Origin of the sequence: Xanthomonas sp. 4461 (assembly GCF_024806475.1) — a bacterium.
In the GTDB taxonomy this organism is placed as follows: Bacteria; Pseudomonadota; Gammaproteobacteria; order Xanthomonadales; family Xanthomonadaceae; genus Xanthomonas; species Xanthomonas arboricola_F.
Map to the genome: position 1 here is coordinate 1,758,514 of NZ_JANTYV010000001.1, position 23,687 is coordinate 1,782,200.

18 protein-coding genes are annotated in these 23,687 nt (G+C 65.4%); 5 read left to right on the forward strand and 13 right to left on the reverse strand.

Going from position 1 to position 23,687, the window contains the following annotated elements; all coding sequences use genetic code 11:
• Positions 1-31: 31 nt before the first annotated feature.
• Complete coding sequence (locus FHY19_RS07585; RefSeq protein WP_259163571.1) at positions 32-1,348, reverse strand: M20 family metallopeptidase; 1,317 nt, start codon at positions 1,346-1,348, stop codon at positions 32-34.
• Positions 1,349-1,605: 257 nt separating this feature from the next.
• On the opposite strand from FHY19_RS07585, the gene FHY19_RS07590 reads away from it, so the two are divergent.
• The 3 genes from FHY19_RS07590 to FHY19_RS07600 all read left to right on the forward strand — a co-directional run bounded on the left by FHY19_RS07590 (position 1,606) and on the right by FHY19_RS07600 (position 9,458).
• Positions 1,606-2,844, forward strand: a complete 1,239-nt coding sequence (locus FHY19_RS07590; protein ID WP_259163577.1) for an efflux RND transporter periplasmic adaptor subunit — start codon at positions 1,606-1,608, stop codon at positions 2,842-2,844.
• Between the two features lie 94 nt (positions 2,845-2,938).
• Positions 2,939-6,187 (forward strand): efflux RND transporter permease subunit, encoded by a 3,249-nt coding sequence (locus FHY19_RS07595; protein WP_259156882.1) that lies wholly within the window; start codon positions 2,939-2,941, stop codon positions 6,185-6,187.
• Positions 6,188-6,317: 130 nt separating this feature from the next.
• Positions 6,318-9,458, forward strand: coding sequence for an efflux RND transporter permease subunit (locus FHY19_RS07600; RefSeq protein ID WP_259163586.1), 3,141 nt, complete (start codon positions 6,318-6,320; stop codon positions 9,456-9,458).
• Between the two features lie 659 nt (positions 9,459-10,117).
• Here the strand turns inward: FHY19_RS07600 and FHY19_RS07605 are convergent.
• From FHY19_RS07605 to FHY19_RS07660, 12 genes are all read right to left on the reverse strand, one after another.
• Complete coding sequence (locus FHY19_RS07605) at positions 10,118-11,485, reverse strand: VOC family protein (RefSeq protein WP_259163587.1); 1,368 nt, start codon at positions 11,483-11,485, stop codon at positions 10,118-10,120.
• A 151-nt stretch (positions 11,486-11,636) separates the two neighbouring features.
• Complete coding sequence (locus FHY19_RS07610) at positions 11,637-12,254, reverse strand: hypothetical protein (protein WP_259156884.1); 618 nt, start codon at positions 12,252-12,254, stop codon at positions 11,637-11,639.
• Positions 12,255-12,334: 80 nt separating this feature from the next.
• Complete coding sequence (locus tag FHY19_RS07615; RefSeq protein WP_259163589.1) at positions 12,335-13,090, reverse strand: HAD family hydrolase; 756 nt, start codon at positions 13,088-13,090, stop codon at positions 12,335-12,337.
• A gap of 36 nt (positions 13,091-13,126) precedes the next feature.
• Positions 13,127-13,564 carry an EF-hand domain-containing protein gene (locus FHY19_RS07620; protein WP_259163590.1) on the reverse strand — a complete coding sequence of 146 codons (438 nt, stop codon included), beginning with the start codon at positions 13,562-13,564 and terminating at the stop codon, positions 13,127-13,129.
• 201 nt (positions 13,565-13,765) lie between these two features.
• Positions 13,766-14,125, reverse strand: a complete 360-nt coding sequence (locus FHY19_RS07625) for an EF-hand domain-containing protein (protein ID WP_259156888.1) — start codon at positions 14,123-14,125, stop codon at positions 13,766-13,768.
• Positions 14,126-14,349: 224 nt separating this feature from the next.
• Positions 14,350-14,727 carry a hypothetical protein gene (locus FHY19_RS07630; protein ID WP_259163593.1) on the reverse strand — a complete coding sequence of 126 codons (378 nt, stop codon included), beginning with the start codon at positions 14,725-14,727 and terminating at the stop codon, positions 14,350-14,352.
• A gap of 190 nt (positions 14,728-14,917) precedes the next feature.
• Positions 14,918-15,112, reverse strand: a complete 195-nt coding sequence (locus tag FHY19_RS07635) for a CPXCG motif-containing cysteine-rich protein (protein ID WP_259156890.1) — start codon at positions 15,110-15,112, stop codon at positions 14,918-14,920.
• A 133-nt stretch (positions 15,113-15,245) separates the two neighbouring features.
• Complete coding sequence (locus FHY19_RS07640; protein WP_259163595.1) at positions 15,246-15,917, reverse strand: M15 family metallopeptidase; 672 nt, start codon at positions 15,915-15,917, stop codon at positions 15,246-15,248.
• Between the two features lie 583 nt (positions 15,918-16,500).
• Positions 16,501-17,856 carry a peptidoglycan-binding domain-containing protein gene (locus FHY19_RS07645; protein ID WP_259163596.1) on the reverse strand — a complete coding sequence of 452 codons (1,356 nt, stop codon included), beginning with the start codon at positions 17,854-17,856 and terminating at the stop codon, positions 16,501-16,503.
• Between the two features lie 56 nt (positions 17,857-17,912).
• Positions 17,913-18,464, reverse strand: coding sequence for a lysozyme inhibitor LprI family protein (locus tag FHY19_RS07650; protein WP_259163611.1), 552 nt, complete (start codon positions 18,462-18,464; stop codon positions 17,913-17,915).
• Positions 18,465-18,572: 108 nt separating this feature from the next.
• Positions 18,573-19,490, reverse strand: a complete 918-nt coding sequence (locus FHY19_RS07655) for a hypothetical protein (RefSeq protein ID WP_259163613.1) — start codon at positions 19,488-19,490, stop codon at positions 18,573-18,575.
• 166 nt (positions 19,491-19,656) lie between these two features.
• Complete coding sequence (locus FHY19_RS07660; protein WP_259163623.1) at positions 19,657-20,457, reverse strand: N-acetylmuramoyl-L-alanine amidase; 801 nt, start codon at positions 20,455-20,457, stop codon at positions 19,657-19,659.
• 478 nt (positions 20,458-20,935) lie between these two features.
• Between FHY19_RS07660 and FHY19_RS07665 the strand changes: the two genes are divergently transcribed.
• Both FHY19_RS07665 and FHY19_RS07670 read left to right on the forward strand, forming a co-directional pair.
• Positions 20,936-22,342 (forward strand): SH3 domain-containing protein, encoded by a 1,407-nt coding sequence (locus tag FHY19_RS07665; protein WP_259163632.1) that lies wholly within the window; start codon positions 20,936-20,938, stop codon positions 22,340-22,342.
• Positions 22,339-23,436, forward strand: a complete 1,098-nt coding sequence (locus tag FHY19_RS07670) for a dipeptide epimerase (RefSeq protein WP_259163636.1) — start codon at positions 22,339-22,341, stop codon at positions 23,434-23,436. The genes FHY19_RS07665 and FHY19_RS07670 overlap by 4 nt, the downstream gene beginning before the upstream one ends.
• Positions 23,437-23,687: the final 251 nt, after the last annotated feature.

Consider the following 23,687-nt stretch of genomic DNA (forward strand, 5'->3'; position numbering starts at 1 on the left):
GATTCCCGATTCCCGATTCCCGATTCCCGATTCAGCCAGCCTCGCCCTGGTGCAGGTAATCCAGCGACACCTGCAACAACGCGCGCAAGCCCACATCCAGCGACGATTCGTCGAGCAGGAACTGCGGCGAGTGATTGCTGGGCGCGGTGGCCGGGTCGATGCCCTTGGCGGTGGAGCCGACGAAGAAGAACATCGACGGCACCTGCTGGGCGTAGAACGAAAAGTCTTCGGCGCCCATCTGCAACGGCGGCTCGTAGACATTGTCGGCGCCCACCACGGCCTGCAGGCTGGGCAGCATCTTTGCGGTCAATGCAGGGTCGTTGACGGTGGCCGGATTGCCGGGCTGGTCCGGCACCTGCGCCTCGACGGTGGCCCCGTGGGCGGCGGCGGTGTGCTCGGCCACCGTCTTGAGGTCGGCGAAGATCTGCTGGCGCATGGCTTCGTCGAAGGTGCGGATGGTGCCGACCATTTCCACGTCGTCGGGGATGATGTTGTAGCGGATGCCGCCCTTGATCGCGCCGAAGCTCAACACTGCCGGCTGCTTGGACAGGTTGGCACGGCGGCTGATCACGGTCTGCGCGGCGCCGATCATGTCGGCGCTGGCCACGATCGGGTCGATGCCGTTCCACGGCGCCGAGCCATGGGTCTGGCGGCCGATCATCTTGATCGCGAAACGGTCCGAGGCCGCCATCAGCGGGCCGCTGCGCACCGCGATCTTGCCGGCCTGCACGCTGGAGAACACATGCAGGCCGAACACCGCCTGCGGCTTGAAGTCGGCGAACAGGCCTTCCTTCAGCATCAGCGAAGCGCCGCCTTCCTCGTTGCCCGGTGCGCCTTCCTCGGAGGGCTGGAAGATCAGCATCACCTCGCCGGGCAGCTGCTCGCGCATGCCCACCAGCGCTTCGGCCACGCCGAGCAGGATCGCGGTGTGGGCGTCGTGGCCGCAGGCGTGCATCACCCCGACCTGCTCGCCGCGGTATTCGGCGGTGACCTTGGAGGCGAACGGCAGGCCGGTCTGCTCCTTGACCGGCAAGGCATCCATGTCGGCGCGCAAGGCGATCTTCGGCCCCGGCTTGCCGCCCTTGATGATGGCCACCACACCGTGATGGGCGATACCGGTACGTGGCTTGAGACCGAGCTTGCGCAGCTGCGCGGCCACCGTGGCGGCGGTGCGCTCCTCGCGGTTGGACAGTTCCGGGTGCTGATGGAAGTCGCGGCGCCACTGCACCAGCTTGCTCTGCAACGGCGCGGCAGCGGCCTGCACTTCGGGCCGGGGCGTGGCCTGGGCGGCGGCGAGCGTGGGCAGGGCGAGCAGTAGCGCGCTGGTCAGCAGGCGGGAGTGGCGCATTGGCAATCCTCTAAAGATGATTGCTTAATGTAGTGCACCCGCGCAGCTGGCGGGTTGCGGTGGGGCCCGATTCAGGCCAGCGGTCAACCGCAGTCGCAGTGGTACGTTGCCGCTGCACTGCGCCCATGAATGGCGCAGATGTCGCGCCCGATGGCCCGTTACTTCAGTAACGTTCAATCCGTCAGGCACGGCGATATGCTTCGCATAGCCGCCCCACGGTCGCCCCAGGCGCCCGGCCCGCCCTCAGGAGTTGTCGCATGTCGCGTTTTTGGAAGATCACACTGCTGGTCGTAGCGGTGCTCGTCGTGGTGTTTGTCGCAATGCGCATGATGGGCGGGGGCAATCACGGCAAGCGGGCGGACGCACCGGACGGCAATGGCACCGAAAACAGCGGCCCGGTGCCGGTCACGGTGGTGGCTGCCACCACCCAGGACGTGCCGGTCTATGCCAGCGCGCTGGGCACGGTCACCGCGCTCAACACGGTCACGGTCAGCCCGCAGGTCGGCGGCCAGCTGATGAGCCTGAATTTCAAGGAAGGCCAGGAAGTGAAGAAGGGCGAGCTGCTGGCGCAGATCGACCCGCGCACGCTGCAGGCCAGCTACGACCAGGCGCTGGCGGCCAAGCGCCAGAACCAGGCGCTGCTGGCGACCTCACGGGTGAACTACCAGCGCTCCAACGACCCGGCCTACAAGCAGTACGTCTCGCGCACAGACCTGGATACCCAGCGTAACCAGGTGGCGCAGTACGAGGCGGCGGTGTCGGCCAACGATGCGCAGATGCGCTCGGCGCAGGTGCAATTGCAGTTCACCCGCGTCACCGCACCGATCGACGGCATCGCCGGCATCCGCGGGGTGGACGTCGGCAATATCGTCAGCGCCAGCTCCACCATCGTCACCCTGACCCAGATCCGCCCGATCTATGTGTCCTTCAACCTGCCCGAGCGCGAGCTGCAGGCCGTGCGCAGCGGCCAGGCGGCGTCGCCACTGGGCGTGGCGGCGCTGGATCGCGGCGATGCGCACGTGATCAGCGGCGACGGCAAGCTGGAGGTGATCGACAACCGCATCGCCGCCGACAGCGGCACCTTCGGCGCGCGTGCGATCTTCGACAACACCGATAACGCGTTGTGGCCGGGCCAGTTCGTCAACGTGCGGCTGCAGCTGCGCACCATCTCCGGCGGCACCGTGGTGCCCACCCAGGCCGTGCAGCGCGGGCCGGACGGCGATTACGTCTATGTGGTGGGCAACGACAACACCGCGCAGATGCGCACCGTGGTGCAGGGCGTGGAAGTGGACGACAGCCATGTACAGGTCACCAAGGGTCTCAAGCCCGGCGAGCGCGTGGTCACCGAAGGCCAGTTCCGGCTCAAGCCGGGCAGCAAGGTCAGCGCACTCAAGCCGGGCGAAACCCCGCCCGAGCCGACCGAGGCCGAACTCAAGGCAGCGCAGGACAAGCAGAAGGGCGGCGGCGGTGGCCGTCGCGGCGGCGGCCCGCGCTAATGCCTGACCACTGGCGACGGGACACCCCGCCGCCAGTGCGCGTCGGCGCCCTGTGCGCCGGCACCGATTGACGTCTTCAGCAAGGATTCCCCCCGTGGGCTTTTCGACCATCTTCATCCGCCGCCCCATCGCCACCTCGTTGTTGATGGCGGGCGTCCTGCTGCTGGGCATCCTGGGCTACCGGCAATTGCCGGTGTCGGCGCTGCCGGAAATCGACGCGCCCAGCCTGGTCGTGACCACCCAATACCCCGGCGCCAACGCGACCACCATGGCCTCGCTGGTGACCACGCCGCTGGAGCGCCAGTTCGGGCAGATCTCCGGGTTGCAGATGATGACCTCCGACTCGTCGGCGGGCCTGTCCACCATCATTCTGCAGTTCTCGATGGACCGCGACATCGACATCGCTTCGCAGGACGTGCAGGCGGCGATCCGCCAGGCCACCCTGCCCTCGTCGCTGCCGTACCAGCCGGTCTACAACCGGGTCAATCCGGCCGATGCGGCGATCCTCACGCTCAAGCTCACCTCCGACTCGCTACCGCTGCGCGAGGTCAACCGCTACGCCGATGCGATCCTGGCCCAGCGCCTGTCGCAGGTGCCGGGCGTGGGCCTGGTGTCGATCGCCGGCAACGTGCGCCCGGCCGTGCGCATCCAGGTCAACCCGGCGCAGCTGTCGAACATGGGCCTGACCATGGAGTCGCTGCGCAGCGCACTGACCCAGACCAATGTCAGCGCGCCCAAGGGTTCGCTCAACGGCAAGACCCAGTCCTACAGCATCGGCACCAACGACCAGCTCACCGACGCGGCGCAATACCGCGAGACCATCATCAGCTTCGCCAACGGCCGCCCGGTGCGCCTGGCCGATGTGGCCAACGTGGTCGACGGGGTGGAAAACGACCAGCTCGCCGCCTGGGCCGATGGCAAGCCGGCGGTGCTGCTGGAGATCCGCCGCCAGCCCGGCGCCAACATCGTGCAGACGGTGGAGCAGATCCGCAGCATCCTGCCGCAACTGCAGTCGGTGCTGCCGGCCGACGTGCACCTGGAGGTGTTCTCCGACCGCACCGAAACCATCCGCGCCTCGGTGCACGAGGTGAAGTTCACCCTGGTGCTGACCATCGCGCTGGTGGTGGCGGTGATCTTCGTGTTCCTGCGCCGGCTGTGGGCCACCATCATTCCCTCGGTGGCGGTGCCGTTGTCACTGGCCGGCACCTTCGGGGTGATGGCGTTCGCCGGCATGTCGCTGGACAACCTGTCGCTGATGGCGCTGGTGGTGGCGACCGGGTTCGTGGTCGACGATGCGATCGTGATGATCGAAAACATCGTGCGCTACATCGAACAGGGCAAGAGCGGGCCGGAGGCGGCGGAAATCGGCGCCAAGCAGATCGGCTTCACCGTGTTGTCGCTGACCGTGTCGCTGGTGGCGGTGTTCCTGCCACTGCTGCTGATGCCGGGCGTGACCGGGCGGCTGTTCCATGAGTTTGCGTGGGTGCTGTCGATCGCGGTGGTGATCTCGATGCTGGTGTCGCTGACGCTGACGCCGATGATGTGCGCCTACCTGCTCAAGCCCGACGCGCTGCCCGAAGGCGAGGACGCGCACGAACGCGCAGCAGCGGCCGGCAAGACCAATCTGTGGACACGCACGGTGGGCGCGTACGAGCGCAGCCTGGACTGGGTGCTTGCCCATCAGCCGCTGACCCTGGCGGTGGCGATCGGCGCGGTGGCACTGACGGTGGTGCTGTATGTGGCGATCCCCAAGGGCCTGCTGCCCGAACAGGACACCGGCCTGATCACCGGGGTGGTACAGGCCGACCAGAACGTGGCCTTCCCGCAGATGGAAGAGCGCACCCAGGCGGTGGCAGCAGCGCTGAAGAAGGACCCGGCGGTGACCGGCGTGGCCGCCTTCATCGGCGCCGGCACCATGAACCCGACGCTCAACCAGGGTCAGCTCGCAATCGTGCTGAAGACGCGTGGCGACCGCGATGGCCTGGACGAGGTGCTGCCGCGCCTGCAGAAAGCCGTGGCCGGCATTCCGGGCGTGGCGCTGTTCCTCAAGCCGGTGCAGGACGTCACCCTGGACACCCGCGTGGCGGCCACCGAATACCAGTATTCGATCTCGGATGTGGACAGCACCGAGCTGGCCACCTGGGCCGGGCGCATGACCGAGGCGATGCGCAAGCTGCCCGAGCTGGCCGATGTGGACAACAACCTGGCCAACCAGGGACGTGCGCTGGAGCTGAGCATCGACCGCGACAAGGCCAGCATGCTGGGCGTGCCGATGCAGACCATCGACGACACGCTGTACGACGCCTTCGGCCAACGCCAGATCTCCACCATCTTCACCGAGCTCAATCAGTACCGCGTGGTGCTGGAAGTGGCCCCGGAATTCCGCAGCAGCACCGCGCTGATGAATCAGCTGGCGGTGGCCAGCAACGGCAGCGGCGCGCTGACCGGCACCAATGCCACTAGCTTCGGCCAGGTGACCTCGTCCAACTCGTCCACCGCCACCGGCGTGGGCAACCAGAACACCGGCATCGTGGTCGGCGCCGGCAGCATCATTCCGCTGGCCTCGCTGGCCGAAGCCAAGGTCACCAATACGCCGTTGGTGGTCAGCCACCAGCAGCAGCTGCCGGCGGTGACCATCTCGTTCAATCTGGCGCCGGGGCACTCGTTGTCGCAGGCGGTGGCGGCGATCGAGAAGGCGCGCGAAGACCTGAAGATTCCGACCCAGGTGCATGCGCAGTTCGTCGGCAAGGCCGCCGAATTCACCGGCAGCCAGACCGATATCGTGTGGCTGCTGCTGGCCTCGATCGTGGTGATCTACATCGTGCTGGGCGTGCTGTACGAAAGCTACATCCACCCGCTGACGATCATCTCCACGCTGCCGCCGGCCGGCGTTGGCGCGCTGCTGGCGCTGATGATGTGCGGGCTGAGCCTGTCGGTGGACGGCATCGTCGGCATCGTGCTGCTGATCGGCATCGTCAAGAAGAACGCGATCATGATGATCGACTTCGCCATCGACGCCCGCCGCGAAGGCGCCAACGCCCACGAGGCGATCCGCCGCGCCTGCCTGCTGCGTTTCCGCCCGATCATGATGACCACCGCCGCCGCGATGCTGGGCGCGCTGCCGCTGGCGCTGGGCACCGGCATCGGTTCGGAACTGCGTCGCCCGCTCGGCATCGCGATTGTGGGTGGCCTGTTGCTGTCGCAGCTGGTGACGCTGTACACCACGCCGGTGATCTACCTGTACATGGAACGTGCCGGCGAGCGGCTACGCGACTGGCGCGCGCGGCGTGCCGCCCGCCGCGACGGCGTACCCCCGGCCTCCACCTCGGAGCGCCCGGCGTGAGGACTGTTGCGGCAATCGCTGATCCGATTACCGGCGTGCGGCATCGCCTGCCCGCAGGCGCGCTCAGGCGTGGCGCTGGCCCTGCTTGCCGAATCCCCAATCCCCAATCCCGAATCCCGGCACCACAGCCATGAACATCTCCGCGCCCTTCATCAAGCGCCCGATCGGCACTTCGCTGCTGGCGATCGGTTTGTTCGTGATCGGATTGATGTGCTACCTGCGGCTGGGCGTGGCGGCGTTGCCGAACATCCAGATCCCGGTGATCTTCGTGCACGCAACACAGTCCGGCGCCGATGCCAGCACCATGGCCTCCACCGTCACCGCGCCGCTGGAACGGCATCTGGGCCAGCTGCCCGGCATCGACCGCATGCGCTCGTCCAGCTCGGAGAGCAGCAGCCTGGTGGTGCTGGTGTTCCAGAGCAATCGCAACATCGATTCGGCCGCGCAGGACATCCAGACCGCGATCAATGCCTCGCAATCGGACCTGCCCTCCGGGCTCGGCACGCCGATCTACTCCAAGGCCAATCCGAACGACGACCCGGTCATCGCCATCGCCTTGACCTCGGACACCCAGTCGGCCGATGAGCTCTACAACGTCGCCGATTCGCTGCTGGCGCAGCGCCTGCGCCAGATCACCGGTATCAGCTCGGTGGACATCGCCGGCGCCTCCACGCCGGCGGTGCGCGTGGACGTGGACCTGCGCGCGCTCAATGCCCTGGGCCTGACCCCGGACGATCTGCGCAACGCGGTGCGCGCGGCCAACGTGACCTCGCCGACCGGCTTCCTGTCCGACGGCAACACCACCATGGCCATCATCGCCAACGATTCGGTGGCCAAGGCGGCGGATTTTGCGCAGCTGGCGATCTCCACCCAATCCAACGGACGCATCGTGCGGCTGGGCGATGTGGCCACCGTCTACGACGGCCAGCAGGATGCGTATCAAGCGGCCTGGTTCGATGGCAAACCCGCAGTGGTGATGTATGCCTTCACCCGCGCCGGCGCCAACATCGTCGAAACCGTGGACCAGGTGAAGGCGCAGATTCCCGAGCTGCGCGCCTACCTGCAACCCGGCACCACGCTCACGCCCTACTTCGACCGCACCCCCACCATTCGCGCCTCGCTGCACGAGGTGCAGGCCACGCTGATGATCAGCCTGGCGATGGTGGTGCTGACCATGGCGCTGTTCCTGCGTCGCCTGGCACCCACGCTGATCGCCGCGGTCACCGTGCCGCTGTCGCTGGCCGGCTCGGCGCTGGTGATGTACGTGCTGGGCTTCACCTTGAACAACCTGAGCCTGCTGGCGCTGGTGATCGCGATTGGTTTTGTGGTCGACGATGCGATCGTGGTGATCGAGAACGTCATGCGGCATCTGGACGAAGGCATGCCGCGGCTGGAAGCCGCCCTGACCGGTGCGCGCGAGATCGGCTTCACCATCGTGTCGATCACCGCTTCGCTGGTGGCGGTGTTCATTCCGATGCTGTTCGCCAGCGGCATGGTCGGCGCGTTTTTCCGCGAGTTCACCGTGACCCTGGTGGCGGCGATCGTGGTCTCGATGCTGGTGTCGCTGACCTTGACGCCGGCGCTGTGCAGCCGCTTCCTGTCGGCGCATAGCGAGCCGGAAAAGCCCGGCCGTTTCGGTGCCTGGCTGGACCGCATGCACGAGCGCATGCTCGCCGTTTACACCGTGGCGCTGGACTTTTCGTTGCGCCACGCATTGCTGCTGTCGCTGACGCCCTTGCTATTGATCGCCGCCACCGTTTTCCTCGGCGGTGCAGTCAAGAAGGGCTCGTTCCCCGCGCAGGACACCGGCCTGATCTGGGGCCGCGCCAATTCCAGCGCCACGGTGTCGTTCGCCGACATGGTCAGCCGCCAGCGCCGCATCACCGACATGCTGATGGCCGACCCGGCGGTGAAGACCGTCGGCGCACGGCTGGGCTCCGGCCGCCAGGGCTCCAGCGCCTCGTTCAATATCGAATTGAAAAAGCGCGACGAAGGCCGCCGCGATACCACCGCGCAAGTGGTCGCACGCCTGAGCGCCAAGGCCGACCGCTACCCGGACCTTGACCTGCGCCTGCGCGCGATCCAGGACCTGCCCAGCGACGGCGGCGGCGGCACCAGCCAGGGCGCGCAGTATCGCGTGTCGCTGCAGGGCAACGACCTGGCGCAGCTGCAGGAATGGCTGCCCAAGCTGCAGGCCGCGCTGAAGAAGAACCCACGCCTGCGCGATGTCGGCACCGACGTGGATACCGCCGGCCTGCGCCAGAACATCGTGATCGACCGCGCCAAGGCCGCGCGCCTGGGGATCACGGTCGGTGCCATCGATGGCGCGCTGTATGGCGCCTTCGGCCAGCGCTCCATCTCCACCATCTATTCGGATCTCAACCAATACAGCGTGGTGGTCAATGCGCTGCCCTCGCAGACCGCCACGCCCAAGGCGCTGGACCAGATCTTCGTGCCCAACCGCGCCGGGCAGATGGTGCCGATCACCGCGGTCGCCATCCAGACCCCCGGCCTGGCGCCGCCGCAGATCATCCATGAAAACCAGTACACCACGATGGATCTGAGCTACAACCTCGCACCGGGCGTCAGCACCGGCGAGGCGGACCTGATCATCAAGTCCACCGTGGAGGGCTTGCGCATGCCCGACGGCATCCGCCTCAGCGGCGACGACAGCTTCAACGTGCAGCTCAGCCCCAACTCGATGGGCGTGTTGCTGCTGGCCGCGGTGCTCACCGTCTACATCGTGCTGGGCATGCTCTACGAGAGCCTGATCCACCCGGTGACCATCCTGTCCACGCTGCCGGCCGCCGGTGTCGGCGCGCTGCTGGCATTGTTCCTGACCAACACCGAGCTGTCGGTGATCTCGATGATCGCGTTGGTGCTGCTGATCGGCATCGTCAAGAAAAACGCGATCATGATGATCGACTTCGCGCTGGTGGCGCAGCGCGTGCACGGCATGGATGCGCGTGCGGCCGCGCGCGAGGCCTCGATCGTGCGCTTCCGCCCGATCATGATGACCACGATGGTGGCGATCCTGGCGGCGGTGCCGCTGGCGGTCGGCCTGGGCGAAGGCTCTGAGCTGCGCCGCCCGCTGGGCATCGCGATGATCGGCGGGCTGGTGTTCTCGCAGAGCCTGACCCTGCTCAGCACCCCCGCGCTGTATGTGATCTTCTCCTGCCTGAGCGAGCGCTGGAAGGCGCGGCGCGCACGTGCGCGTGCACGCCGGGCAGAGCGCGCGGCGGCACGGCGCCCGGCGGCGTCGGCGCACTGAGGCGACGCCGCACACGCGCCGGCCTGCTTAGACCGACGCATGCCGGCCGGCATGTTGGTTGGTCAGCGCCGCTCGGCAGTCACCTGTCGATTGCCGACGTGACGCCGGGGCATCTCTGCTGGCAACGCATAAACCCGGCACGCTGGCCAGGCTGCAGATACATAGGTCTGCCAAGCCGGAATCTCGGTTGCCTTGGCGCGCTTGGACGGTGCCGGGTAGATCATGTGCGGAGCGACGGACCTGCGGCCTGGCTGCAGGGCTGCAGGGCCCGGTCGAGATGGTCGGTGCGCATGCTTTTTCGACAAAGCAACCAGCACACTGTCTGGTGCGGTGCCCTCACCGGTTGCGGGACCGTGTGGCGGCATGGATGCCGCCAAACGGTCCCCATGGACGGGTTCACGGCGTGTCCCGCAAGCGGTGAGGGCACCGCGCGCTCGACCCACTGGGCTTTTGACCTAAGCCAAAGCGCCCGACCGCGTCCAGATGCCGAGACTAGCCAAAACCTCGATTGCTTCTTTGTTCCGATGCTTCAAGGTACGCGCCATCCGAATCCGCAGCGGCGCACATTCTGGCAATGTGCACTGCGCGATCACGACACGCCATGCGCGACAAAGCCGGCAGACAGCAGGCGTGCAAACGCGCACGCCGCGCCGTGACTGCTACACCAGCAACGCCTGCAGCGACTCCCGCTCCAGCTGCGCATATAACGCGAACTCGTCGTGCACCTGTGCGCCCAACGCCTGCTCGAAACTGCGCTTGCTCGAATGTGCGGCGTAGGCGCGTTGCTCGGCGCCGCCGAGGTTGGACTGGAAGATGCCGGCTGCGCTGACCGGCAGGAAGTCTTCGTAGATGATCGGATCGGCACTGAGCAGGCCGAGCGCGATCGCCGTTTCTGCAGGCAGTGCGGCCACCTGCGCCGGATCGGCGCGGCCGGCATCGGTCAACGCATAGCGGAAGTAGCCCAGCCCTTCCTGACGCAGCAGCGCCTCGTCGTCTGGAAAGGCCACGAACGCGGTCTGCAGCCGCGTGGCGTAATCGGTGCCGGTGCTGCCGGCGCCATCGGCGTCGCGCGCCTGCGCCAGCAGTGCGTCGTACAGCGCGCGGCCCTTGGGCGTCAGTGCGAGCCCGCGCTGTTCGATCTCGCCGAAGCGCGCGGTATGCGTGCCGTGTTCGGGCTGCCCGCCGTCGCCGACAAAGCGCACCGGCTCTTCCAGCGCCTTGAAACTGGTCTGGCGCAGCAGGATCGGCACGCGCCGACGCGGCGGCCCTTCGATCACCGCCTTGGCATCGATGCCGGCGCGCTGCATCTGCGCCTGCGCCGCGTCGATATCCAGCGTGCGCGGGGTCAGATGGTTGATATGCGGGCCGTGGAAGCTCACCACATCGGCGATCAACTTGTGCGCATCGCTCAGCGCGCGGTAAGTGGGCAGCGACACCGTTGCATCGCCATGCCAGCGGAAGGTTTCCAGCGCTTCGGCCACGAAGCGCTGCGCCTGCCCGGCATCGAGCCCGCCGACACGCTCGTAGTGTTCGATCAACTCCACGACGGCATCGGTGAAGATCTGCCGCTGCTCCAGGATCTGCGCAGCCTGCGCACGTAGCGCGGCATCCTCGATCAGTTCCAGCCGCAGCAACGAGGTGAACACGCGGAACGGATTGGCCGACAGCGCGGCCTCGTCGATCGGGCGGAACGCGGTGGAATGCACCGGCACCCCCGCCACCGAGAGATCGTAATAACCCACTGGGTGCATGCCCATCACCGCAAACAGGCGCCTCAAGGTGGCCAGTTCCGCCGCCGTGCCGACCCGGATCGCGCCGTGCCGCTCCAGATCCAGCCGTGCGCGCTCGTCGTTGCGCTGCAGCCGCGCTGCCAATGCCGGATCGGCTTCCAGCGTCTGCGCATTGACCTGCGCCACCAGCGTCATCAGGTCGCCGTACAGCGGCACCTCGGCGCGATACATGTCCGACATCGCCTGCGCGAACAGGCTGCGGATATGGTCGGAAGAAACAAACACGGTATCGCGCATGGCGTGGTCTTGGCAGAGGCCGGCCGATGCCAGCGTTACCGCATTCTCGCCGACCACGCCCCTTAGCGACCAGCTGCACGGCAGCATCGCGCCCGCGCGTTGGCGCGCAGACAGCCGGCTGCGCCTGCGGACCTGCGACATGCCTTGCGCGTTACAACCCCGCCTGGGCTGCAGCGTCGGCCGCTTCGCTGGCCTCGCGCGCGGCCTCCAGCCGCTGCGCGTGATCGCCAAGCTGGCGGCGCAGCAGCGCATCGAGGGTGATCGGCCGTTCCCAGCGGTCGTAGCTGGCGACGATGGCGTGCCGCAGCGCGCGCAGATGCGCGTTGTCCGGCGCCACCGGCAGCCGCGTGATCACGCCCTCCCATCCATCGCGATGATCGCGCGTGTAGGCGCGCACGCTGTCGCGGCACGACAGCTGCACCGTGTGCGCCCACGCGCAGGCGAAGTAGATGTCGCCGGCATGCCAGCCATGCACCTGCAGCAGCGCCTGCACGTAGCCACGCGGGGTTTCGGTATAGCGGGCAACCTCATCGATGAAACTGTCGGGGTAGCGCTGCGCATAGCTGCCCATGTCGGCCAGATGCTGGTCCACCCACGCATCGCCAGTGCCGGGCGTCACCGCCGGTGCGGCTTCCTGCGTCCGGGTGCCGGCAGCCGGCGCAGGCACGCCCTGCGCCACCGCCAGTACCGGAACCAGCACGGCAACCAGCAATGGCAGCGATCGCAACCGAGGTGAGCGTAATACGGGCATGCCCCGATGATGCCGCATGCCCGCGCCGGTGTCAGGCCACACGCGTGTCAACGCAGATCGTAAAAGCCGATCGAATGCACTTCGCGAGCACGACCAGCTCAGGCCTGTCTGTGCCTGGCCAGTGCATCCAGCGCATGCACGGCGGCCGGCCAGCCTGCGGCATCGGGCACTTCGCGCATGCGCGGTTCGTCGGCGGCGACACCGTGGTCCTGTTCGTGCGCCCAGGTCACCGCGTAGGGGGTATGGATGCCCCAGCCGCCGATCGCCAGCACCGGCTCCACGTCCGAGCGCAACGAGTTGCCGATCATGACGAAGCGCTGCGCCGGCAGGTCGAACTCGCCGAGTACGCGCGCGTAGGTATCGGGATCTTTCTCGGACACCACCTCGACCCGCGGGAACAGGTCGGTCAGGCCGGACTGGGCGATCTTCTGCTCCTGATGGAACAGATCGCCCTTGGTGATCAACACCACCGCATAGTCGGCGGCGATAGCGCTGACGGCCTCACGCACTCCGGCAATCACTTCCACCGGATGTTGCAGCGTGGCCCGCCCAATCTCGACGATGCGCTGGATGTCGCGGGCGTCGATGCGGGCGTCGGTCAGTTCGATGGCCGTCTCGATCATCGACAAGGTCATGCCCTTGGCGCCGTAGCCGAACACCTTGAGGTTGCGCCGTTCCACCGCCAGCAGATGCCGCTGCATGCGGCTGTCGCCCAGGTCCAGATAACCGGCCAGGATCGCTTCGAAATCCGCTTCGGCGCTGCGGTAATAGTCCTCGCTTTTCCAGAGGGTATCGTCGCCATCGAAGCCAACCAGTTGGATCGCCTGGCCGTCGCGCTGTGTCAGAGCTGTCATCGCGCAAGTCTAGCAGCGCGTGGATGCGCTGCTGCGTCAGTCGCCCGCAGCGTCGCCCGGGCCGGGCTGGTAGCTGGCGAATTCGTCGCGCGACAGGCGCCCATCGCCGTTGCTGTCGAAGTCGGCGAAGTTCTCGCGCAGGATCGGATCGGCCCCGGCTTCTTCCCGCGTCAGCGAGCCGTCTGCATCGCTATCCAGACTGCGGAAGCTGCGCGGTACCAGCGTCCCGGCCGGCGCGGCCACCGAGGAGTCGGCGCCGCTCCTGGGGCGGACCGGGCCGGCGGGATCGCTGGGAAGCAGTGGCGTCGTTGCAGGTGGTGGCGGCTCGATCGGCAGAGGCGACATGGCCGGGGCACTGGAGCCAGGCGGCGCAAGCGGTTGCTGCGTAGACGCCGGTGGCAGCTCCGGGGGCGCGGCAAACGCCAGCAGCGGGCCAGATAGACCCGCCAGTAAGATAATGCGCAGCTGCACCATGGAAGAAGGCCGGAGTTGTAGCACTTCACCGTAACGTGCCCGACGTAAAGAAAACGGGAGCGACCTTGGCAGGCCGCCCCCGTGTATCCATCCCGACCCAACGCGCAAGGCGTGGTCGGCTTGCCTACCTACAAAAGCTCCTCTTCGATCATTGAAGGCTGTCTGTAGCCGTACGGGCTGGTGATCGCGGCACGATGCCGGTCAGTTCCCCTGCGAGCCGCTGGCACCGCCGCCGCTCTGCTGGGTGGCGACAAAGGCTTTGTACTCATCCGGGGTCAGCTTGCCGTCGTGATCGCCGTCGGCCTGGTCGAAGATCTGCGCCAGCCCGGCGTTGACCTGGGCTTCGGGCTTGCTGATTGCGCCGTCACTATCGGTATCGACACTGGCCCAGGTCTGCCCGCCGCCACTGGAACTGGAGCTACCGCTCTGGGCACCGGTGGCCGAACTTCCCGACTGCGCTGCAGCATCCTGGGAGGTGCTTTGCGCCATGGCCGGCAGCGCAAGAGCGGCGGCAAGAGCGGCGGTGGCGGCAAGCAGCGAGGTGCGGTTGCGATTCTTCATTGGGTGGTCTCCTTGGCTTGGGAATGCGCGGTGTCGCCGCACATGGCACCACCCTACCCATCGCAAATGAACGCCCAACCCGGCGTAATTTCGCGCAAAACGTCCTCTTAACCATCGCGCGGAACGTTGTGTTTAGCCGCCTGTTAGCGGCTGGTGAGCCAAACAGAAGCAGCGCATTCAACAGCGCGATTTTTGAGAACCAGGCCGCGTTTTTCCACCGTCGTTTACGCGCCCGGGGCCTCGTCATCCCAGCTTCCGGAGCTGAACAGTTTCCAACCCAGGACGACGCCCGCAAGTGCACCGGTCACTTGCAGGATGACGCGCGAACCTAATTCGTTGGGGTCGTGAATCTTTGCTAGCGCCAGCCGCGCATACAGCGGCGACTCCAGCCGCACGATGCTGGTGTAGACGAGGTTCCAGATGTCGTAGCCGGCACCGATGGCCACCGCGAGCAGGCAGGCGATTCCCAGGGTGTGGCCGTGGGTGAACTGCAGACGTCGGCCGATGTACTCGACAGCGGCAAACAACAGCACCCCAAGCACCAGCGCAATCAGGCCGGCCTCCAGCGAACCGAGCAGGCCGAAGTGCAGGGGCAGATTCATCGTGACAATCCAGGCAGCAGGCGTGCCAGTCTAGCGGCTAAGGGCAAGGGATCCGCAGGCGTCGCCGAATCGGTGGACGAGCACGCGAACATGGCAGCGGCGATGGCGAGTCAGGCGCGCGCCTGACTGGGTCCGGCATGTTGCGCGGCCTGCTGCAGCGCTGCACAAAGACCGTGTCCGCAAGTCCGCCTCAATCGTCCTGACCGCGCGCGGTCACCTGCGCCTCGCCATCCTCGTCCCATTGCACGCTGACCGAGATCGGCTTGCAGCACACCTGGCAATCTTCGATGTACTGCTGATCGCCACCGGTGAGATCCAGCGTCAGCGTGATCCACTCCCCGCAGTACGGGCAGGCGATATCCAAAAAGCGTTCCGGGTCGGACATGGCGATTCCTCAGGCAGCGGCCGCAGCGTGGCCAATAGCCGGCGAAGCGGCAAGCGCGACGCCAAGGGGTGCAGTGTACGAGCGTTCCAGCCACTGCACGCCTAAAACCGGCCCAGCTTGCACATGACCGCGCTCACTCCACCGGCACATCGTAGGCGGTCTGTGGTGTGGGCTCGGGGCGGAAGGTGAAATGCCACCACTCCATCGGGTAGTTGGCAAAGCCTTCGGCCGCCATGGCGCGCAACAGGTGCTGACGATTCGCACGCTGCGCACTGCTGATATCGGCTGCATCGGTATGCGCACGCGGATCGAAGAAATCGAAGTCGGTACCCATATCAACCGCGCGGCATGCACCGTGACGGCAATCCAGCAATCCCAGGTCCAGGGTGGCGCCGCGGCTGTGTCCCGAGGTCTCGGCGATGTAGTCGCCCAACAATGCCTGCTTGTCCACACGCGGGTAGTACTGCGGCTTGGTCAGCTGATCCTGCAGGTCCGCCGCCCACGCCACAAATGCATGCACCGCCCGCACCGGCCGGTAACAATCGAACACCTGCAGGCGATAGCCTACTGCGTTGAGCGTACGCGCCACCCGTGTCAACGCCTCGGCTGCCGGCCGCAACAGATAACACCGTGATGCGAGATACCCGGGCACCACGCGCCCGGTGAAGTTATTGCTGCCTGCATAGCGCATGTCGACGGCGATCTCCGGCGCGAGCGTGCCCACGTCGATCAGACCCGCGTCGGCAGCAGTGGTCGCCGGCGAAATGACCGGCGCTGCGGTGGCAACAAAGCATGTGCTTGCCAACGCCGCTGCAAGTAACAGCCAGGGCAGCGCAGGCTTCTGGCGGCCCGAAGGCACTGCGGGAATGTGGGTTGGGCGTGGATGCGTCATCTGCAAAGCATAGGCGATCGGCGCAGCAAGAAACGCCAGAGCAATCCTTTGCCGAGGCGCTCTATGCAGACCAATTGCCAGCTGGACCACGGAACTCATGTCTGGGATGCGGCATCTCGCCCGGATGGTCCGAGCTGGGCCGCGCCGCGCCGGGATTGGGGATTGGGGATTGGGGATTGGGGATTGGGGATTGGGGATTGGGGATTGGGGATTGGGGATTGGGGATTGGGGATTGGGGATTGGGGATTGGGAATTCGCGATGCTGAGCTCGAGTCGGATATCTCGCATTGCTCGAATGCGTCACTAGCATTTCTGACAATGGCCATGTCGCAGAGACGCATGCATCAAACAACGCTTCGCACACTGCAACTGCAAGGGGCACCGCCGCATTTGCACGACAGCCATAGCCTGACGCGATCGCGCGTGCAGCAGTGCAACCTGCAACGGCTCACAGATACCGGCCGCGCCCGGTGAGGCACGGCCGGTATCCCGGCGTTTACCGCGACGGGGCAGCTTGCGTTGCCGCCTGGGTCCGCTGCTCATCCTGACTTTGCCGCTGCGTCTCGGACGCCAGTTGCTGCTGGCTTTGCTCCAGCGGCACGGTTGCGGCCTGATGCCTGTCCACGTATGCACGATTGACGTCCAGGGGATTGTTCGGATTGCGCTGTACCGCAATCAGACCCTTGCCGTCGGTGCTTGCCACCAGGTCATCGATTCGCGACATGCCGCTGACCTTGGCTTCGAACGCCACCTGGCCGGCCGCCCGCTGCATCTCATCGCGATTCTTGAAGCCACCGTTGGGGCCGTGCTTCTCCAGCTGGGTCACCGCCTGGTCAAACAACGGATCGGCACGGCGAAGCTGATCGACGCCTTGTTGACGTTGCATTGCTCCATTGATCGATGCAAGCGTCTCTGAACCGGCTTTGCCATCGACACTTTTCAATCCGCTATCCCTCTGGTACTTCTCGACTGCGGCCTCTGTCTTGGGCCCATAGGTACCAATGGCGTCCTTGCCTTCCATATAGCCAAGCGACGCAAGCTTGTCTTGAAGTTCTTTCACCGCTGGACCGTGCTCATGCCGCTTCAATATCCCGCCATCTTGGGCATGCACATCGGACGGAGCCTTATCGGCTGGCGCTTTATCCCGACTGGACGGTGTAGCCTCTGACTGCGTCACCGTCTTGTCCAGGTCAGCCAACTTGACCAAATCCGCCTTTTCGTTTTCTGCGCGGTTCTTCAATGAATCCAGCGTCTTCTGCTTTTCCACCCGCGGGAAAAGTTCCTTGACGTGCGCCGCCTTGTAGTCCTGGACGGCACTGACAATCTCCTTGTCCGAAAGCTTGGAAACGTCGTAGCCCTTACCGAACTTTTCTTCGAGTCCTTTAAGGAATACGCCAGATCCGCCCGGCCGCTTATCGCTGCCGGGACCATACTGGACGGCAGTGCTCCACAGCGCGTCCTGTACTGCTGGACCGCGACTCGTCAAATCCAGCCCCTTGCCTTCCAGTCGGTCCACAAGCTTGTCGTAATGGGTGCGCTTGATGTAGTCGTGCTGCTCTTGTGCGAAAGATGTATCGGTCTTTGCCAATTCTTTCCACTTGGCACTGAAGTCGGCAGAGCCGGGGGTCAGCCCGGCGAAATCGTCTGCATACTTACTGCTTTTCACAAAGGCCGCAACGGTTCCGCCAACGATCACAGCCCCTTCCTTGGTCTTGACCTGAGAGGTCATCTGATACGAACCGTATGAGACGCCACCAGGATCGTCGATACCTGACGACACGGTACTCGCGCCCCGGCCGCCTGTTTCATAGTGCTTCGAAGTTTGCCCTAATTCCCAATCCTTGCCGCTCATCGCCTTATCTCCCTGACATAGAAATTACCAATAGAATTGACCGGCAACTTCACGGCTCAGCGCGACTCCAGCTGCGCAGCCCGTTCCGCTGTCATTTCGAGGCGGCACTGCGCCGCATCCACGATGCCCGCCTGTCCGCTATCGGGATCGTAGAAACATTTCTCGTCGCGATCTGCGATCCACTGACGCTGCTGGTCGCGCAGCTTGCTCTTGTCCTCATCACCGAGCCGCTCGATCAAGGCCTTATAGACCTTGTTGAGTTTTTCATCCTGGTACGCATGTTCGGCCGCAATACAGTCCTGCATTGCGGGAGTCGCACCTGCAGCAGCAGTAATACAGTCATCATAAGAAGGGCGTAGCACGGGGGAATCTCCTGTTGATGGTGAGGGTGTGGACTTCTGAGCTTGGCCAGCGGACGAGCTGGATGTTGGTTGTTTTGAGGTAGCCCTGGACTCCATGCCGTCCGCTGAGGTTTCCGACGCAGCAGTGGAGGTCACGGCAGCGGAGTCGAGGGATTTATCGGCCGACTGCGATTGCCCGCCACAGGCAGTGGTCAGCACGCACAGCGTCATCACAGACAAAAGGGGCAGAGTTTTGAGAGCTGGCATCGTTGAGACTGTTCCTTGAGAGGGATGGAGACTGACGCAAAGCACTTGAACGCCTAGCGCCACGCAACGGGAAATGAGTGAAAAAGCACGAAGGTGCTCGAATAGTGCTCACTGATCCAGCGGCGGGGTGTACTGCTGCCTGGAAGCATCGAAGGTGTAGGTCACCGTATCGGAGGCGTCCAGGACACGGACCTTGCCTGGACCGGAGACGGCGGTGCCTTTCATGACAACCCGCAGTGTCGGCATCGAACCGGTCTTGCCCGGCTCAAAGCTCAGCGTTCCAGCGCTGGAGGCGCATTTCATCGTCCCGCTGTCGTCGCACGCTGCGCTGTTGTCTCCACCGGTCACAACGGTACCCAGGTAAACCCAGCCCTTGTAATCGCCCAGGTCGTTTTTGTTCGGATCGAAGCTGAAGATGGCAAAGCCCAGGCTGCTGACGCCGGGTGCAAACCGTGTGGTGGGCACCGCCAGAAGCAGGTGACCGTCCTTGGTTTCCGTACTTTGCGGCTCGCGCTTTTCATCGAGCGGATCGGCGTTTTCATTTGCGCCGAAATCGCCAGCCCACTGCTGCGCGTGAAACAGTGTCCATGCCGGCTTGCCAGCAACGTCGTCGAGCACATACGTCGCCTGGCTGATGGCGACGCCAACGCCGGGGTCTGGGCCGTCGCGTTCCTCTGCCTTGCCATACGTTCCCGGCCCGGCATTGGCGAAGCCGGTGTAATAGTGCTTGCCGCCCAAGTCGAAGCGATAGCCATACCAGAAGGCGGCCAGCGCACCGTTATCGACGGTATAGGACGCTGACCCATCGCCCTTCATTCCATAAATGTCATTCAGCACCTGCCCCGGGGCCGGTACGTCGGCGACGATCTGCCGGGGCTGCGCCGCGGGCGGTGTCGCCGGCGTTGCGGGTGTCGTCTCGGTGGGCGCCGGCGGCGCGCCGGCCTGCCCGGTGTCGATGGCCTTATCCGAGCAACCAGCAAGGACTAGCATCGCTGCCACCCACAGCGCTGTCTTCCCGAGATTCATCACGCGACAGCCTTCCATTCTTGTCAGGAGAAAATCCTATCAAGAATGCGATGCAGGTCCAGTGGATTGACCAAAAGCACCTCAATCCAGGAAGGCAGCGCCCCCTCCCGCACAGAACGCGGCCCGCCCTGCCGCCGATTGAACCCGCTCAACGCGATGCACCGTGTCACTTGGCTCGGAGCGCGCCCGGAGTAAGCGGCACAGCCGGCGAATTCGGTGGTCGTGTCAACGCATGCAATATCCGCAGATCCTCGGCATCCAGCGTAGTGGCGCTGTTGCCGCGATAGTGGTGATGGAAGGCCTGCAGCGTGGCGGCGGGGTCGTCGAGGCTGTAGCCCAGCAGGGCCAGCGCCTGCCAGGGATCGAAATCCGCCGGTGCGGGTGGCGTCTCGGGTACGGGCCAGCGGCCGAAGCCAGCATCGGCCAGGCGTTTCCACGGGAATAGCGGCCCCGGGTCGTTCTTGCGTGCAGGAGCGACGTCTTCATGACCGACGATCTGGGTGCGCGGGATGCGCAAACGCGTGCACAGGTCTTCCAGCAATACCAACAGGCTGTCGATCTGCGCTGGTGCGAACGGTTCGCTGCCGTCGTTGTCCAGTTCAATGCCGATCGAGGCCGAATTGATGTCGGTGATGGTGCCCCAGCGGCCGGCACCGCCATGCCAGGCGCGCTGCGCATCGCTGACCAACTGGTAGCGCTGCCCATCCTCGCCGATCAGGTAATGCGCACTGACGCGGCCGCCGCTGTTGCGCCCACGCAACGTGCTCAGGCTCTGCTGCACCGAGTGCTGGTCGGTGAAGTGCAGCACGATCAGGATCGGCCGTCGCGCGTCGTAATTGGGCGACGGTACCCACTGCGCAAGCGGGTTGCGCTGCGGCGCGTGCGCGCAGGCACCCAGCGACAGCGCGGCCATGCAGACCATGGCCCGCAGCCAGGCCAATGAACACGGATGGGGAGTAGGCGGCATCGCATTTCTCTTGAAGGCACTCAGAGCGGCTGACTCCATCTGACAAATCGACGCCAGCGCGATGCAGATGCTGACGGCTGCAGTGTACGAGAGCAAACGCCGACACCGGGTCACGTCCGCTGACGGTGACTGCGGTGGCTGGTGACCGGTCGCAGGTGGTTCGCCGCGTGAACGGGCTCCGGCGAGTCCGCCTGGCTGCAGACCATGCGGATGGCAAAGCGACGCGCCAACCTTGGCCCCAACGCGATCTCCGCAGCAACGCCCCATCGATCGAAGCACCCCATGGCGGCAGCACGTCAACAGACCACCGCAAATCGCATGCCTGTGGAGGAGCGATCACCGCTTGCGGTCTGCGCACCCCGAGGCGTCCCGCGTACACTCATCATCACGCTTGCAGCGGCAAGGAGGTGAAGGTCGGCGCGCCGTGCTTCCCTCCACGCTGCATTGCAGCCCCACATGCACTCACTCCGAGATGTTCATGCCCTTGTCGCGCCGCCTGCTGACGTTGCTGTTGATGTCACTTGCGCTGCCCGGTAGCGCAGCGCCCGGCAGCACTTCAGCTTCACCTGTGGCCCCCTTTGCGGTCAGCCAGGCGCAACTGACAGCGGACTACTGGATCCAGCGCAGCGGCAATGCACGGTTGCCGCGTTTGAACGCGGCACAGATCGCCGCCTTCAATGCCCGCCTGTTGCGCGACGATGCGTCCATGCACGATCTGTCGCAGCTGCCCGAGGTCATGCCCGGCGACGCGGTACGTGCGCGAATCGAAGCACTGTCGGCGCCGCCGACGCGTGCGCTCTACGGCGCCGATGGACATGTCATCGACCCAGTGCGCCTGTCGGAGTTGCGCCGCACGCTGGCATTGGATGCGCTCCCCGCAACGGTGGCAGTGCAGTTTGCGCTGGTGGTCCAGCGTGCGGCATTGCGCACCTTCCCCACCACCCAGCGCGTATTCACCAGTCCCGACGATCTCGATATCGACCGCTTTCAGGAATCGGCCCTGTATCCAGGCACGCCGGTCGCGGTGCTGCACACCAGTGCCGATGGTGCTTGGCGGTTCGTGCTTGCAGCCAATTATGCAGCGTGGATCGCTGGCGACCGGATCGCTGAAGGCAGCCGCGAGCAGGTGTTGCGGTACGCACAACGCGGTCCACGCATGCTGGTGACCGGTGCCCGCGTGCAGACTGCATACACCCCGGAGCTACCCGCCGTCTCGGCACTGTCGCTGGACATGGGCACCAGCCTGCCCCTGGATGTCGACTGGCCATCGCAGCAGCCGGTCAACGGACAACTGCCACTGGCTGCCCACGTGGTGCAACTGCCGCTACGCGATGTCGATGGTCGCTTGCAGCTGGTGCCGGCCCTGGTCCCGCGCGGCGCGGATGTGCACGCCGGTCCCTTGCCGGCAACCGATGCCGCGTTGCTGCGGCAGGCCTTCAAGTTCCTCGGCGAACGCTATGGCTGGGGCAACGATTACGATGCGCGCGATTGCAGCGGCTTTGTGCTGGATATCTACCGCAGCCTGGGGATTGCGCTGCCACGCAATACCGGCGATCAGGCACGCAGTCCGGCTTTGCGCACGATTGCGTTCGATGCACGCGCACCGCAGTCGCAACGTCTGCAGCAGCTGGCGCAGCTGCGCATCGGCGACCTGATCTATATCCCTGGCCACGTGATGCTGGTGATCGGGCATGAGCGTGGCGCGCCCTGGGTGATCCACGATGTCGCCGGCGCCAACTATCGCGCTGCCGATGGCAGCGTGCAGCGTGCGCGCCTGAACGGCGTCTCGGTGACGCCGCTGTTGCCGTTGCTGACCACCGATGGCACGCCCTTCGTCGATCGCATCACCCGCATCCAGCGCATCGCGCCAATTGGCTCCCCATGAAGATCACCGGCTTCCGCCTTGGCATGCTGCGCGTGCCGTTGAAAACTCCGTTCAAGACCGCGGTACGCACCGTGCAGGCGATCGAGGACGTGGTGGTGCTGCTGCAAACCGATAGCGGCCATATCGGTTATGGCGCCGCGCCGGCCACCGCGCCGATCACCGGCGATACGCACGGCAGCATCATCGCCGCGATCGGTCACTGCATCGCACCGCGGTTGATCGGCCAGGACGTGGCTGAACTCAATCGACTGTGCGGGCTGGTGCAACATGCGCTGGAACGCAATACCAGCGCCAAGGCCGCAGTGGAGATCGCACTCTACGATCTGTGGGCGCAGACCTTCGGCGCGCCGCTCTATCAGCTGCTTGGGGGCGGCACCCCGCGCATCACCACTGACCTCACCATCAGTGCCGATACCATCGACATCATGGTGGCGCAGGCGCAGTCGGCATTGGGGCGCGGCTATCGGTCGCTGAAGATCAAAGTGGGTAAGGACAGCGCGTCGGATGTCGAACGCGTCAAGGCGATCCACGCAGCCGTCGATGGGCGTGCATCGCTGCGCCTGGATGCCAACCAGGGCTGGACACCCAAACAGGCCGTGCGCAGCATGCGCATGCTGGAAGACGCCGGCATCGTGCTGGAATTGCTCGAACAGCCGGTCAAGGCCGCCGATATCGATGGCCTGGCCTTCGTCACCGCGCGCATCGACACCCCGGTGATGGCCGACGAAAGCGTGTTCTCGCCAATACAGGTGATCGACATCATTCAGCGCCGCGCGGCCGACATCGTCAACATCAAGCTGATGAAGACCGGCGGCCTGTCCAATGCCATCCGCATCGCCGATATCGCAGCGCTGTACGGCGTACCGTGCATGATCGGGTGCATGATCGAATCCAGCATCAGCGTCGCCGCCGCCGTGCATCTGGCGGTGGCCAAGGCCGACAGCATCACCCTGGCCGACCTGGATGCACCGGCGTTGGGGCAGTTCGATCCCACCGAGGGCGGCGTGCAGTTCGATGAGGCGCAGATCCATATCGATGATTCGCCAGGCCTGGGCATCCGCCGCATCCGCGGGTTGGAACTGTTGCCCGACTGACCTGGCCATCGCAGGCGGCATATCGGGCGTCAAGCGACGGAGCGCTCGACTGGCACGCAGGCATGCCCTCGCCGCCTGCCTGCGTGATCCGCACGGCAAAAAACCATGCACGCAACGATGGCGATTCCAGGGCATCGCCATGGCCCGCACATGCAGTCGTCATCGCCATGCGCCACACACCCGCATTGCTGGGTACAGTAGGCCTGCCCGCCCCGATGCCATCGGGTGCGGCACGCGTGTCGTCGTCCGCA

What these genes read in the sequence shown, in the direction of transcription:
- FHY19_RS07615 (WP_259163589.1), bottom strand. Translation starts at nt 13,090, where the DNA reads ATGACAGCTCTGACACAGCGCGACGGCCAGGCGATCCAACTGGTTGGC.
- FHY19_RS07585 (WP_259163571.1), bottom strand. Translation starts at nt 1,348, where the DNA reads ATGCGCCACTCCCGCCTGCTGACCAGCGCGCTACTGCTCGCCCTGCCC.
- FHY19_RS07610 (WP_259156884.1), bottom strand. Translation starts at nt 12,254, where the DNA reads ATGCGGCATCATCGGGGCATGCCCGTATTACGCTCACCTCGGTTGCGA.
- FHY19_RS07665 (WP_259163632.1), top strand. Translation starts at nt 20,936, where the DNA reads ATGCCCTTGTCGCGCCGCCTGCTGACGTTGCTGTTGATGTCACTTGCG.
- FHY19_RS07655 (WP_259163613.1), bottom strand. Translation starts at nt 19,490, where the DNA reads ATGAATCTCGGGAAGACAGCGCTGTGGGTGGCAGCGATGCTAGTCCTT.
- FHY19_RS07650 (WP_259163611.1), bottom strand. Translation starts at nt 18,464, where the DNA reads ATGCCAGCTCTCAAAACTCTGCCCCTTTTGTCTGTGATGACGCTGTGC.
- FHY19_RS07660 (WP_259163623.1), bottom strand. Translation starts at nt 20,457, where the DNA reads ATGCCGCCTACTCCCCATCCGTGTTCATTGGCCTGGCTGCGGGCCATG.
- FHY19_RS07605 (WP_259163587.1), bottom strand. Translation starts at nt 11,485, where the DNA reads ATGCGCGATACCGTGTTTGTTTCTTCCGACCATATCCGCAGCCTGTTC.
- FHY19_RS07630 (WP_259163593.1), bottom strand. Translation starts at nt 14,727, where the DNA reads ATGAATCTGCCCCTGCACTTCGGCCTGCTCGGTTCGCTGGAGGCCGGC.
- FHY19_RS07670 (WP_259163636.1), top strand. Translation starts at nt 22,339, where the DNA reads ATGAAGATCACCGGCTTCCGCCTTGGCATGCTGCGCGTGCCGTTGAAA.
- FHY19_RS07625 (WP_259156888.1), bottom strand. Translation starts at nt 14,125, where the DNA reads ATGAAGAATCGCAACCGCACCTCGCTGCTTGCCGCCACCGCCGCTCTT.
- FHY19_RS07620 (WP_259163590.1), bottom strand. Translation starts at nt 13,564, where the DNA reads ATGGTGCAGCTGCGCATTATCTTACTGGCGGGTCTATCTGGCCCGCTG.
- FHY19_RS07645 (WP_259163596.1), bottom strand. Translation starts at nt 17,856, where the DNA reads ATGAGCGGCAAGGATTGGGAATTAGGGCAAACTTCGAAGCACTATGAA.
- FHY19_RS07600 (WP_259163586.1), top strand. Translation starts at nt 6,318, where the DNA reads ATGAACATCTCCGCGCCCTTCATCAAGCGCCCGATCGGCACTTCGCTG.
- FHY19_RS07635 (WP_259156890.1), bottom strand. Translation starts at nt 15,112, where the DNA reads ATGTCCGACCCGGAACGCTTTTTGGATATCGCCTGCCCGTACTGCGGG.
- FHY19_RS07590 (WP_259163577.1), top strand. Translation starts at nt 1,606, where the DNA reads ATGTCGCGTTTTTGGAAGATCACACTGCTGGTCGTAGCGGTGCTCGTC.